12 protein-coding genes are annotated in these 13,837 nt (G+C 34.7%); 6 read left to right on the top strand and 6 right to left on the bottom strand.

The window, feature by feature from the left end:
* Positions 1-377: 377 nt before the first annotated feature.
* Positions 378-1,775 (bottom strand): M28 family metallopeptidase, encoded by a 1,398-nt coding sequence (locus MKY90_RS27265; protein WP_341093121.1) that lies wholly within the window; start codon positions 1,773-1,775, stop codon positions 378-380.
* 527 nt (positions 1,776-2,302) lie between these two features.
* Positions 2,303-3,097, bottom strand: coding sequence for a type I methionyl aminopeptidase (gene map / locus MKY90_RS27260; RefSeq protein ID WP_063219239.1), 795 nt, complete (start codon positions 3,095-3,097; stop codon positions 2,303-2,305).
* Positions 3,098-3,254: 157 nt separating this feature from the next.
* Between map and MKY90_RS27255 the strand changes: the two genes are divergently transcribed.
* From MKY90_RS27255 to MKY90_RS27240, 4 genes are read left to right on the top strand one after another with little or no spacing between them, the layout of a single operon-like run.
* Positions 3,255-4,157, top strand: a complete 903-nt coding sequence (locus MKY90_RS27255; protein ID WP_002034877.1) for an ABC transporter ATP-binding protein — start codon at positions 3,255-3,257, stop codon at positions 4,155-4,157.
* Positions 4,154-4,888: an ABC transporter permease gene (locus tag MKY90_RS27250; RefSeq protein ID WP_078203577.1), complete on the top strand. Its 735-nt coding sequence runs from the start codon at positions 4,154-4,156 to the stop codon at positions 4,886-4,888. The genes MKY90_RS27255 and MKY90_RS27250 overlap by 4 nt, the downstream gene beginning before the upstream one ends.
* Positions 4,889-6,019, top strand: coding sequence for a sensor histidine kinase (locus MKY90_RS27245; RefSeq protein ID WP_002130087.1), 1,131 nt, complete (start codon positions 4,889-4,891; stop codon positions 6,017-6,019).
* Positions 6,016-6,618: a response regulator transcription factor gene (locus MKY90_RS27240; protein WP_002130086.1), complete on the top strand. Its 603-nt coding sequence runs from the start codon at positions 6,016-6,018 to the stop codon at positions 6,616-6,618. Before MKY90_RS27245 ends, MKY90_RS27240 begins: the two co-directional genes overlap by 4 nt.
* 13 nt (positions 6,619-6,631) lie before the next feature.
* Here the strand turns inward: MKY90_RS27240 and MKY90_RS27235 are convergent, their stop codons facing one another.
* The gene (locus MKY90_RS27235) at positions 6,632-6,955 is read right to left on the bottom strand and encodes a bacillolysin (protein WP_050000808.1); all 324 of its coding nucleotides are present in this window, start codon (positions 6,953-6,955) and stop codon (positions 6,632-6,634) included.
* A 410-nt stretch (positions 6,956-7,365) separates the two neighbouring features.
* Here MKY90_RS27235 and MKY90_RS27230 point away from each other — a divergent pair, with 410 nt between their 5' ends.
* Positions 7,366-8,223 carry a helix-turn-helix domain-containing protein gene (locus tag MKY90_RS27230; protein WP_002016331.1) on the top strand — a complete coding sequence of 286 codons (858 nt, stop codon included), beginning with the start codon at positions 7,366-7,368 and terminating at the stop codon, positions 8,221-8,223.
* Positions 8,224-8,312: 89 nt separating this feature from the next.
* Entirely contained in the window at positions 8,313-8,459 is a 147-nt protein-coding gene (locus tag MKY90_RS27225; RefSeq protein ID WP_002016329.1) for a quorum-sensing peptide PapR, read from the top strand.
* A 16-nt stretch (positions 8,460-8,475) separates the two neighbouring features.
* On the opposite strand, the gene MKY90_RS27220 is transcribed toward MKY90_RS27225, so the two are convergent.
* From MKY90_RS27220 to cls, 3 genes are all read right to left on the bottom strand, one after another.
* Positions 8,476-11,154, bottom strand: a complete 2,679-nt coding sequence (locus tag MKY90_RS27220) for a DUF4084 domain-containing protein (protein WP_016121121.1) — start codon at positions 11,152-11,154, stop codon at positions 8,476-8,478.
* Between the two features lie 126 nt (positions 11,155-11,280).
* Positions 11,281-12,234 carry a UV DNA damage repair endonuclease UvsE gene (gene uvsE, locus MKY90_RS27215; RefSeq protein ID WP_002130079.1) on the bottom strand — a complete coding sequence of 318 codons (954 nt, stop codon included), beginning with the start codon at positions 12,232-12,234 and terminating at the stop codon, positions 11,281-11,283.
* Positions 12,235-12,267: 33 nt separating this feature from the next.
* A complete protein-coding gene (gene cls, locus MKY90_RS27210) occupies positions 12,268-13,461 on the bottom strand; it encodes a cardiolipin synthase (protein WP_098168803.1) in 1,194 nt (397 codons plus the stop codon).
* Between the last annotated feature and the right edge of the window lie 376 nt (positions 13,462-13,837).

Genomic DNA, 13,837 nt, shown 5'->3' with positions numbered 1-13,837 from the left:
TATAGAAAAAAGAGAACAGTTTCAAGTTGGACTCAATCAGCGGCCCAATAATATGGTCAGCTTTCATAGAGATAAGCGGCTCTAAAGCGATAATAAAACTGCAAGAATAATTTTTTCATAATGGAAGAGCCTCTTTATTAGATGTACTCACTATTATTACAATTTTTATTCTACATGGTAGTACCATGTAATGGATATTTTATTATGAGTATATTGCAATTTTTATTATACATGATAAGTTGTGTAATAAATATGTTATTATGCATATATTTGAATTTTTTATTCTATATGGTAATGCCATGTAATAAATATGCCTTTTTACATATTTATTTTTCCTTAATAAAAAGCTACCGATTAATCGGTAGTTTGAAATAGTGTTAAGCGGCTTTTTGTCCTGTTTTCACGGTAGGTTGAAGGCTATTATAGACACCTGTACCAATGACCTCTAATGCCATTTTCATACGTTCTGGCGAAATGTTTTCTAATACATTATCTTGAGGTGTGTGATATACCTTTTCAATATGATAGATTAATGGATTCCAACTATCGACGCCCATCCAAATAAATAGTGCAGAAGGAATACCCACTTCAGCAAATGGTACGTGATCACTAGAGCCGAATTTTCCTTGAAGAACAAGATTATTATTTAATTGTTTACCTGCTTGCAAGGCAGCATCTGTTACAAGGTTTGTAGAACCATCAGGAGTCATAGCATATAAATTTTTTGCTTTATCATAATTTGTTGCAACCATGTCTGCGTTAAAGACACCTAAAATTCGATCACGTTCCTTTTGGGACAGACTATTAACATAATAATCAGAGCCAAGTAAGCCAGTTTCCTCAGAACCAAAAGCAATAAAACGAATTTCTTTATCAGTTTCTACATTTTGAAAAGTACGAGCCAGTTCTAATACTAATCCTGTACCAGAAGCATTATCATTTGCCCCAGGTGCTCCAACGACACTATCGTAGTGTGAACTTACAACGACGGCCTTTTCATTACCTGTACTATTTTTTGGTTTCTTTTTAGCGATGACATTTAAGGATGTTAAATTAGATTCATGTCTCGCTTTTAGGGAAAGAATTGTTGTCTCTTTTTTAGCGATTTCTTCTTTAAATGCATTTCCTTGAGCATAAGCAAGACCGAAGACAGGGATAGCCTGTTTTTTAGTTAAGCGAGGATTGAAAGTTTGTCCATAGTTTCCGCGTCCGCCAATTAAGCTGTATAAAAGAACACCTTTTGCCCCTTTACTAACAGCATTTTCAACCTGTTTATTATAATCTGCTACTGTTGCACCTCTTTCGAATAAAACAATTTTTCCGTTTACCTCATTTGGAATATCGTCTAATTTTGTACCACCTTGAACAAAGATAAGCGGAGCTGTAACAGCTTCTGTAGAAATTAGTGCATTTGGAGCAACACCAGCTTGCCAATTACGCTTTGTCCCTAATGGTGATTCGATAAATCCAACGTATTGATCCGGCACTTGAAAGGGCTGATACTCTACTTCATATCCCATTGATTTAAGCTTCATACCAACATAGCGAGAAGCCCATTCTTCTGATTTTGTACCACCTGGACGGGGACCGATTGTTTCGGATAAGAAACGGATATGCTCGATGGCGCGGTTTGCATCAACTTGTTTTGTAATAGGTGGGGTCTGTGTAATTTCTGACGTGGAATCAGCTTTTGCTTGCCCGATTGGAGCTAAGCTAACGGCGAGTGATACAGCAAGCAAGGAGCTTATTATTTTTTGTTTCAGTAATTTTCTCATTTTTTCCTCTCCCATTCTTCTATTCTCTCTGACTGACAAAAGAAGACGGATAACGACTATATTTTACCTTTATATATTTGAATTTTCAATAAATGTATGTTGAGAAATAAAAAACGCTATATGTACATTTGCATATTTTTAGCGGATGTATGTATGCTATCATTTTAAATGAAGGATCGCTTTCTGTTTGGAAGGCTCCTACATTGCATGAATCTAGTGTACCCAAACTTTAGATTATGTAGGGAAAAGAGATCCGTTATAGGATTTCTTTTCTTTTGTTTGAATCATGTGATGATAACTATGTTTCCGCATTTCATAATTATCAACAGTGATATATGTAAGGCATCCATATGAAAATACGAGGCTGTTCAAGAGTTTTCCGTACTTTTGGACAGCCTCACCCCGTTAAAAAGGTGATACTTTGATGTATCACCTTTTTATTTTTATAAGCTTTCTGTTTATGGGGATGTTACATAATCAAAAACAGCCGCTTTAGTAGAAGGAATCTACAAAACGGCTATTTTTGATTATAGTTGAGTTAAAATAATTGGCTCGCCACGAGTGACGACAACTGTATGTTCACATTGTGCAACAAGGCTTTTATCTGGTGTAACGAATGTCCAACCATCATCACCGCGCTCAATGATATGATCAGCTTTCATAGAGATGAATGGTTCTACAGCGATAACAAGGCCGTCTTTTAGAAGCGCATTATCCATTGGATCATAGTAGCTTAAAATGTGGTTTGGAGCTTCGTGTAAGCTAAGACCAATACCGTGACCAGTTAAGTTTTGGATTACATTATATCCATTTTTATGTGCAAAGTTAGAAACAGCACGACCAATTTGATTTTGTTTTGAGCCAGCTTTTACTTTTTTCATTGCTTCCCAAAATGAGTCTACTGCTGCTTGGCAAAGTTTTTCTTTTTCTTCATCGTCACCAAGAACAAATGAGATACCTGTATCTGCATAATATCCGTCAAGTGCTGCCGATACGTCTACGTTTACTAAATCGCCTTCTTTTAATACGCGATCGCTTGGAATACCGTGAGCAACTTCTTCGTTTACACTAATGCAAGTTACACCTGGGAATTTATATTCTTTTTCAGGCGCTGAAATAGCACCGTTCTCGTCTAATACTTTTTTACCAATTAAATCAAGCTCTTTCGTTGTCATACCTGGCTTCGCTTGTTTTTTCATTTCTTCGCGTGCAAGTGCAACGATGCGGCCGATTTTTCGTAAACCTTCTAAATCTTGTTCATTACGAATAATCATGAAAACCACTGTCCTTCCTCGAATATATGTCTTATCCGATTGTATCATGTTTGTTTTTGTACTGCTACTCGCATGCGGTATGCAGGCTGATTCCTCTCATAAAGAATACATGACAATTGTCATACGGATGTCATGACGCATCATACTGTTTCCTAACTTTTCCAACGCGTACAATGTAAATATAAGAAACGGCGGGGGTGGAGAGATGGAAAAGATTATTGAAGTAAATGGTGTTTCTAAAACATTTAAACATAAAAAAGCAGTAAATAACGTTTCATTTCATGTAAATAAAGGGCAAATAGTAGCATTACTCGGCCCAAATGGTGCGGGGAAAACAACGACAATTTCAATGATGCTCGGATTAAAAGATCCGACAGAAGGGAATGTTTCGATATTTGGAAAGAGCCCGAAGCATAGAGATGTTCGTAATAGCCTCGGTGCGATGTTGCAAGAAGTAAGCGTTATTGACAGCATCACAGTAGAAGAGGCAATTGAGTTATTCCGTAGTTATTATACGAATCCAGTAGCGAAAGAAACATTACTTCAGCTATCGAATTTAGAATCAGAGCGAAAGCAAAGATGTGAAAAGTTATCAGGTGGTCAAAAGAGAAGGTTGAATTTTGCACTCGCACTTGCGGGAAATCCAGATTTATTATTTTTAGATGAACCAACTGTAGGGATGGACATTACGTCTCGAAAAGTGTTTTGGGAAACGATTCGAAAGTTAGCAAGTGAAGGGAAAACGATTATTTTAACGACGCACTATTTAGAAGAAGCAGATGCGTTAGCGGACCGTATTTTATTATTCGCAAACGGAAAAATTATCGCAGATGGTACGCCGGATGAAATGAAAGCGACGATTTCTCGAAAAACGATCTCGTTTTATTCAAAAGAAAGTATCCCTACGGGCCTGCTAAAGGAATTGCCGAATGTAACAGGAGTACAGTCAAATGAGGGGCGGATTATTTTAACAACGGAGGATACCGATGCCACGTTACAAGCAATTTATCAAAAGAACTTACCTGTAACAGATATTTCAGTTGAACGTGGAAGTCTCGATGAAGCATTTGAACAGTTTGTCGCAAATCAGAAGGGGGAAATCGCATGAGAGCACTATGGATGCAATGTAAAATAGAGGTTTTACGTACGTTCCGCAATAAATTATTCATCTTTTTCTCATTATTAATGCCAGTTATGTTTTACTACATCTTTACAAATGTTGTTCAAGTCCCGCAAAACGGAGATGCATGGAAAGCACATTATTTAATTTCAATGGCGACTTTCAGTATTGTAGGGACTGCCCTTTTTAGTTTCGGTGTGAGACTTTCTCAGGAAAAAGGGCAAGGATGGACACATTTGTTAAAAATTACACCGCTTCCAGAGGGAGCATATTTAGCAGCTAAAATTATTGCTCAAACAGTAGTGAATGCTTTTTCAATCTTAGTTATTTTTATGGCAGGAATATTAATTAATAATGTTGAGTTGACGATAGGCCAATGGATTGGTGCAGGATTATGGCTATTACTAGGCGTGACACCATTTTTAGCCCTCGGAACAGTAATAGGTTCAATTAAGAAGGCGGATGCAGCAGCTGGTTTAGCCAATATTTTAAATATGAGTCTAGCTGTAATTGGCGGGTTATGGATGCCAATTGAAGTGTTCCCGAAAATATTAAGATCTATCGGTGAATGGACACCAACATACCACTTTGGAAGCGGTGCATGGGACATTGTAGCTGGAAAATCGATTGGGTGGGAAAATATCGCGGTACTAGGAGGTTATTTCCTTATATTTGTTGTAATATCAATATATATAAGAAAAAGACAGGAAGCGGTATAAATGATAGAGAAGAAGAGGTTTGAAGTTTTTCCGAAACAGATGGGTTTCTTCCCATATATGTGGCTCGTGTATTTATTATTTCCAATCTATAATTTAACGCAAGTATCAGGATGGAAGCTTGTAATAGGGATCGGTATGTTGATAGTCTTCACCGTCACATACCGTCAACTTTATTTTGTTAACAAAACGTTCATTTTGTGGGCGTGTATTCAAATGGTGCTCACATTCTCATTTGCTTTATTTTATAATCCCTTCATGATATTGTTCGGATATTTTACGGCGAGTGCGATGGGATTTGCGCCAAGTAAGAAGGCATTTCGTGTGTTGTTATGTTTATTAGTTGTAATGCTTGGAGCTTTTATATTTGTAAATGTTAATCAACTAACAATCCCGAGTTTAGTGAATATCGTTCCGATGTTTATTTTAATGCTTCTTACGCCATTTGGAATGCGTAATTTTAATCAAAAAAAGATGTTAAAGAATCAATTAAATGAAGCGAACGAGCAAATTAAAGACTTAGTAAAACGTGAAGAGCGCCAGCGAATTGCAAGAGATCTTCATGACACGTTAGGACACACATTATCTCTTATTACTTTGAAAAGTCAGCTCGTGGAGAAGTTAATTGTGAAAAATCCAGATCGTGCAAGTATGGAAGCGAAGGAAATTACACAAACATCTCGTACCGCTTTAAAACAGTTGCGAGAGTTAATTTCTGATATGCGTATGATTACAGTGGAAGAAGAACTTGAGCAAATAAAAGCGATTTTGCAAGCTGCCAATATTGAATTAGAAGTAAAACAGGAGGCTAATTCTAGCTCGTTATCACCAATTGAACAAAATATTTTAGGTATGTGTTTACGTGAAGCTGTTACGAATGTCGTGAAACATAGTAAGGCAAAGGCATGTACAGTTTCTATATTAGAATCACAAGGTGAATTGATTTTAAAAGTAGAAGATAATGGCGTCGGTTTAGAGGAGCGAAATCATGATGGAAACGGCATTCGTGGTATGAAGGAACGAATTGCCTTAATTGACGGTCTAGTGGAACTAGATACGGTTAATCCAGGGACACTGTTAACAGTGAAAGTTCCAATTGTAATTAGAACAGGAAAAGATGAGGTGAGGGCATGATTCGAATTATTATTGCAGAAGATCAACGAATGCTTCGTGGTGCATTAGGAGCCCTGCTTGATCTAGAAGATGATATTGAAGTGGTTGGGCAAGCGGCGAATGGTGAAGAGGCGTTAAAATTAATTGAATCGCTAAAGCCCGATATAAGTATTATGGATATTGAAATGCCAATCCAAAGTGGTTTAGATGTTGCTGAAATTTTAAAGAAAGAAAAATCATCTTGTAAAGTAATGATTTTAACAACATTTGCGCGTCCTGGTTATTTTGAAAGGGCAATGAAAGCTGGTGTGCACGGATATTTATTAAAAGATAGTCCAAGTGAGGATTTAGCTTCGGCAATTCGTAACGTAATGAAAGGGAAACGAGAGATTTCTCAAGAGTTAATGTTTGGCTTATGGCAAGAGCAAAATCCATTATCGGATCGCGAAAAAGAAGTGCTGTTACTTGCGAAAGAAGGAAAGACTGCAAATGAAATTGCGAAGGCACTTTATCTTTCACCTGGCACAGTTCGTAATTACATTTCTGAAGTATTAACGAAGCTCGATGCAAAAAATAGAATTGAGGCAATTACAATTGCGGAAGAAAAGGGATGGATGTGAAAAAGAAGTTTACCTATGAGTGGTAAACTTCTTTTTTCTTATAAACAACGGTTTCACTAGAGAATTCCGTCTCAGCTGAGTCGCTTGGAATTTGAAGTGTAGTACGTAATGTAGATTTTGCTTCATTTTTCGACAAAAAATTTGTTATAGTAAGATTAGGTTGTTGGTCTAAATTTTGGACAACTTTGCCACTAACAGTTGTAATTACTCCATTTTTATCTACTTTTACAATGAGATCTTGACCATATACTTTATAGTTTTTGTGAATTTGTGCAAGGCGAACTTCGGTTTTATTTGCTTTTGTATCTTTATTTGTAGGTTGGGAATCTACATTCATTTCAGTTGTCACTCACTCTTGTTGGGCTTTAGCCTCGTTTATCTCATCTTTTAAATACTTTTTCGCCATATTTTTTTCGTATTATTTTGAGATTGTGTTAATTTTTTTATCGTTAAACTAGGCTGAGCAATTTCAACTTTTACTTCATTTTTATCTAATTCTTGGGTGTGAATAGCTTCTGCTGATAAAGGATAAAGAAGACCGAATGTAACGAAAGCACGGGCAAATTTTCTGTAATTTATCTATAAAATTACTAGTCTATTATATTATGTGAGATGGATTGTATGAAAAATTTGCCGAATTTTATATATATTATGCATTATTTCATATCAAAAATTGTCGAATTCACATTATTGTAGTGGTATGACAACTTAAAAAATTAGATTGTTATAATGGGATGGTGAGTAAGTATGCACGCAGAAAAATTAGGAAGCGAAATAAAGAAAATTAGGGTGATGAGAGGATTAACACAAAAACGGTTATCCGATAATATATGTCACCAATCGGAAGTGAGCCGAATTGAATCGGGCGCGGTATACCCAAGTATGGATATATTGCAAGGTATTGCGGCGAAATTACAAGTTCCCATTATTCATTTTTATGAGGTACTCATTTATTCTGATATTGAGAGGAATAAGCAGTTAAAAGATCAAATTATTATGCTTTGTAAGCAAAAGAAATATAAAGAAATTTATAATAGGGTATGGAATGAGTTGAAGAAGGAAGAATATCATCCCGAGCTTGAGCAATTTCTTCAATGGCAATATCATGTAGCTGCTTACATATTGAAAAAAATCGATTACGATTATTGTATTTTAGAATTAAAGAAATTGCTCAATCAACAATTGGTAGGAATAGATGTATATCAGAATCTTTATATTGAAAACGCAATTGCAAACATTTATGCTGAAAATGGCTATTTTAAGAAGAGTATTGAGTTATTTGAAAATATATTAAAACAATTAGAGGCATTGCATGATAATAAAGAGTTTGATGTGAAGGTGAGGCATAATCATGCCAAAGCATTATACTTAGATAATCAATATGAAGAAGCGCTTTGTCACGTAAATAAAGCCATTGAACTATCGTGTCAAATTAATAGTATGACATTGATTGGACAGTTATACTATCAAAAAGGTGAATGCCTAGAAAAGCTAGAGTGTGATAGAGCAGAAATTGAAGATGCTTATGAAAAAGCGTGCTTCTTTTTCGATATATTAGGAATCCATGCATTAAAAGAATCACTTATAAAAAAAATGAAGAAATAAAAAAGACCTAAAAAACAAATATGCATAATTGCATACGATATGGATAAATTTTCATGATATATTTAAAGAAAAAATGTGGGTGATGGAATATGAAAAAACTACTTATTGGTAGTCTATTAACGTTAGCGATGGCATGGGGTATTTCACTAGGAGATACAGCTTTAGAGAAAAGTCAAGTGATTTCCTATAATGATCAAGAGATACAATTAGCTTCAGATGTACCTTTTGAGTACTAAAAAACAACCGTCTTACTTAGACGGTTGTTTTTTTGTGGAGTAACCTCCAAACGTCTTTACTAGAAACAGGTTTGCTAAAGAGGAATCCTTGAATGTGGTCACAGTTTTGCTCGTGTAAAAACTTCCATTGTTCTTCTGTTTCTACACCTTCCGCAATAACCTCTAAATTTAATTCTTTTGATAGCGTAATAATGGAAGCGATAATGGCTTCTTCTAAAGGGCTATTTGTAATTCCACAAATAAATTCTCGAGCAATTTTTAATGTATTGATTGGATATTTCGTTAAATAAGCTAAAGAACTATAACCAGTTCCAAAATCATCAATTGAAATTTGAATACCGAGATTTTGAAGTTCTTCTAGTTTAGCAATTACAGAATGATTTTGATTAATCGCGATACTTTCCGTAATCTCAATATCTAGTGCTTCCGGTTTTAGTTCGGTTTCTTCCAAGACTTTTGAAATAGTTGGGATTAAATCTGAACGGTTAAATTGAACAACAGATAAATTCACACCAACCTTTAAGTGAGAAAACCCTTGGTTATGCCACTTCTTTGCTTCTAAGCAGGCGGTACGTAAAATCCAATTACCAAGTTCAATAATAAATCCTGTCTCCTCTGCTAGAGGGATGAATTGGGCAGGTGATACAATTCCGAGTTTTGGGTGTTTCCAACGAATTAACGCCTCGAAACCGATAATTTGTTTTGTTTTTGTGTTTACTTGTGGCTGGTATTCAAGGAAAAATTCATTTTGTTGTAGTGCTTTTGAAAGCTCACCTTCTAGGAAGTGTATTTCATTTTGCGCAATACTCATTTCTTTTGAGAAGAAAACGAATCTGTTTTTTCCATTTGCTTTTGCTCGATACATAGCCATATCTGCATTTTTCATTAATTCGGTTACATCGGTTCCATAGTCAGGGTACATTGCAATTCCGATACTCGGTGTAACAGAAAGTTCTTCATCTTTAATAAAGTAAGGCTTATTTAAGATAGTTAAAATTTGTTCAGCTATAAAAGAAGCACTTTTTTCAGAGTACATATCTGGTAATAGAATCGTAAATTCATCTCCGCCTTGGCGGGCAACGATATCTTTTGAACGTAAACATCCACGTAATCTTTTTGCTACTTCAATTAATAATAAATCCCCGACATCATGGCCGAGTCGATCGTTAATTTTTTTAAATCGATCTAGGTCGAGGAACATAACCGCAACGTCATTAGTGTTGTTTTGAGCTAGATTTAAAATCGTTTTTAAATCTTTTTCGAATTTCCGTCGATTCGGTAGTCCTGTAAGTGCATCATGGAAAGCCATATGCTCTACTTGCTTTTGTTTTTCATATAAAGTTGTAATATCACGTGCTATACCAAACATCCCAACAACTTCTTTATTTATAAAAATAGGGATGAATGTAATGTGAAGGTGATAATAATAGCCTTCTTTTTCTTTTGTACGAATTTCTAGAGTTTGTGGTCTACCTTCTTTTGTAATTTGTAAAGATTTCTTCAATAATTCATGATCTTGTGGATCAATGAAGTGTTGAAGAGAATAGCTTGTTACTTCACAATAATAGGCTGTAAATAAACTTTCACAAGCCTTATTAGATTGTTGAAAAATCCCGTTCATATTTAAAGAAAAAACAGCATCAGGATGATCTTCGAATAAAGATTTATAACGTTGTTCACTTTTTGATAGTGCAGATGCGCCTTCTTCAACTTTACCTTCTAGTTGTGTAGTCAACTGTTCGTACGTATCGATTAATACTTGATTATCTTTCCACATGTAAAGTTGTCGTAGGAATAATAAGATAAGTGATAATACGAGACCGATTAACATGAACTTATCATCCCAAGGTTGAATGACAATAAAGGAAAAAGTAATGATTATACTAAAATAAGGTAATATAAAGCGTACATAATCGAATCGATAATATTTAGTCTTAGTTTCATGTTGCATTGGTTTATCTAAAATGTATAGTATGGACGATAAACCGATTAATAAAATTGAAGCAGTATGTATTAAATAAGAGACTTCAGAAGAAGTTTCCATTCCTGATCTTAACTGGAACAGGTGTATATATCCGTAAACAAGTATGATAGTGAAGCCGACAATTAATGAGATTCTACTAGAAGAATATTGTTCTCTTCTATATAAGCTAATAACGGCGTAAATTACTAATGATTGTGCAATGAAATATCCAATTAAAACCCATGTATCTGTTGTTAACATACGAAAGCTTGAAATGTCTAAAATAAAGGTTAAGGTAAAGTAAATATTCATAATGACAATAAAGATGCTATCGAATGAAAATTGAGCAAGGCCTCTAATAGAATAATGTTTTATAAACTTTATAGCAAAGCCAGAAAAGAGCAAAATATATTGTATGATGAAGAAAGGCAATGCCTTATATGAGAATATGACTTGATCATATATAGAAAGTGAATGAAGAAATAAAGTTATCTCCATAGCTAATCCACATATACAAGTGCATAGTACTAGAACCCAAAATAGTTTGTCACCGTGCTTCATTTTCTTAATTGCTTTATATAAGCAATAGCAAGAAAAGAGTGCAGCAAAACAAAATAAGAAGAGAATTCCAATTTCTTTTATATTCAAGTCCTTAGGGATAAGGAATATCCAAAGAGAAAATATAATAATATACATCATGACAAATTGTACATATTTTTTTTGATTGATCATATAATGGCTCCGTTTCAATAAAGTTGAATCACAGGGGGAAAATGCTAATTTAAATAATAGCATATAAAACAGGAGCTTTTTTACTATAAGAAATACTTTTTGAAAAAAATAGCGCAACGTTACAATTTACCATTGTATTGTTGCGCCTTTTATTCTTTTCACTCCCCTTATAGAAGAGATTTCATCTATTAACTGAAGAAGTGCTAAATCCTTTTGTTTACTTTCAATCATAATATCGAAATCATGGTCAATTTTTTTTGTAATGTGTAAAAAGGGTTTAATAAACTCTAAATCAATATAATTTGCGTGAGCCCTAAATTCTTTTACGGATTTAGGAGAAGAAATATGAACTTTAGGAAGGACATTTGTATGTGACCAAGTTTTAAATATCATAGGAAGTAATTCTTCTAGCGGTTCATTACAAAGGTTCGCTATGTGGTGATGATAATCGAACACGAAAGGGATTTGCTCTTTTTGACAAATAGCCAAAGTTTCAGAAGTTGTATATGTTTTATCGTCATTTTCAAGAGTCATTTGTCTTTTTACATGGTATGGAAGTTTTTGTATGTTTTCATGAAAACGTTCGATTGCCTTTTCCTTATTTCCATACGCGCCACCTACATGGATATTAATGTAGGAAGAATCTGCAATTCCCATAGCATTTAACACGTTATAATGATAGGTCATATCTGTAATTGCATTAGTTGTAATATGTGGTTTGTCGCTTGTAAATAGTGTGAATTGGTTTGGGTGAAAACTTACGCGTAAATTGTGTTCTTGAATTAATGCTCCTATTTTACGCCATAGTGGAGCAAATATTTGAATGTAATCAAATTCAACTTCAGGATGTGTTGCAAGCGGGACGATAGAAGATGATAAACGATATAATGGAATTTCGTGTGCAATATTGTAATGAAGGATGCGTATTGTGTGTTCTAGATTTTGCAGTGTAACATTATATAATTTATCTTCACGCTCTTGTTTTTTTAGCTTTTTCCAGCTTGTAAATGTCATTGTTTTGGCAGGCGAACAGTCCCATAATGCCGTAGCATGTGAGACATATCCAAATCGAATTATCATATGTGATGCACCTCCTTGGCCCTTGAAATTTCTCTATAAAAAGAACGCGAGTATCGTTCCTATCCATTCCTTTCCTCTATCGATAATGGAGAGGGGATTGACATCTTCGAAGGAAAGTAATAAGGAGCGTTCCAAATCTTCCTCGAATTTACTTTTTACTTCTTGTATGAAATGTTTATCGTATAAAAGGCAATTGATTTCATGGTTAATATATATACTTCTCATATCGAAATTAGCAGTTCCGATATCACAAGTATGATCGTCTACTATAATAATTTTTGCGTGGAAAAATCCTTGCTGAAAAGCGTAAATATCACAACCAGCTTGTATTAACTTTCGGCAATATGGGAATTTTGCTTCTCGAACGAGGGCGTGATCAGCTTTTTGTGGAACGAGAATAGTTATTTGAACCCCACGTTTTCGCGCTTTTAATAATGCATTCATAATTTTTTTTCCAGGAATAAAATATGGTGTACCGATAAAGAGTTCTTTTTTCGCGCTTTCGATTAAATGTAAAAATGTATTTTGCAAATAGGCACCATCAGTAGGGATGAAACGATGTAGAATGGTCCCTGGTTGTTGCATAGGAAAATAAAGAGATGAATCTAATAAATTTTGGTCTGTATCGTCGAGCCAATCATGTAAAAATTGTTTTTGTAAATCTTGTATCCCTTCTCCTGTAAGACGTAAATGATAATCTCGCCATAACCCTAACCTTTGATTATGCCCTAAATATTCTTCGCCAATGTTAAATCCACCAATATAACCAATTTTCCCGTCAATAACTGTAATTTTTCTATGGTTTCTTTGATTTGCAGAAAAGAAAAGAAAAGGAAATTTCACTTTATGACAAAATGAAAAAGAGACACCATGCTTTTGTAGCGAGTAAATCGCTTCTTTTGATAAATAATGACTTCCAAACCGGTCGAGTAAAAGTCTTACTTCAATTCCTTCTTGTGCTTTATCGATAAGTAACTTTAAAAACGTACGACTTATATCATCGTTTTTTACAATGAAAAATAAAACGTGCACATGGTGTTTAGCTTGTTTTATATCAGTAAAGAGAGCATCGTATAGATCATTTCCGTATGTATAAAGGCGAAAATCACTTTGACGTAAAGGGAAAGAACGAGAACGTACACGCTTTAAATGAACAATTCTCCCATATGAAAGGTCGATTGTAATCCAGAGAGCGCTGCCTAATAACAAGAGAGATAAGAAAAACATAAGTAAATTCCCTCCTTCACGGTCTTTTCACCATCAATTTTTTACAAATCAAAATTTCACTGTATCCCGCTATTTGCGGACAGTAAGACGCCCACCTCGAAATTGGGTTAAAGCAAAGAAGTTGGTTTGGATTCGGACCGCCCGTAAAATCCCGATTGGTGAGGACTAATAATCAGTAGGGAATAAACAGCTCCCTACTGATTAAAGTTTCACTTTATAGTTTCACCGAAATAAACAGCTTTATTAAAAAATGTGTTGTTGTATAACAAAAAACTGTTGACTGAATGCTCACTCATTATATAATGGGAATAGGGGATATAATTCAGAAAATTATATATTTTCGAAGATTCTAAAAAAAGAAAGAGAGCTTACAAAG

The organism is Bacillus sp. FSL P2-0099, assembly GCF_038007445.1.
Lineage (GTDB): Bacteria > Bacillota > Bacilli > Bacillales > Bacillaceae_G > Bacillus_A > Bacillus_A mycoides.
Note: the sequence above shows the minus strand (reverse complement) of the source record. Positions and strands in the feature narration are given on the sequence as shown.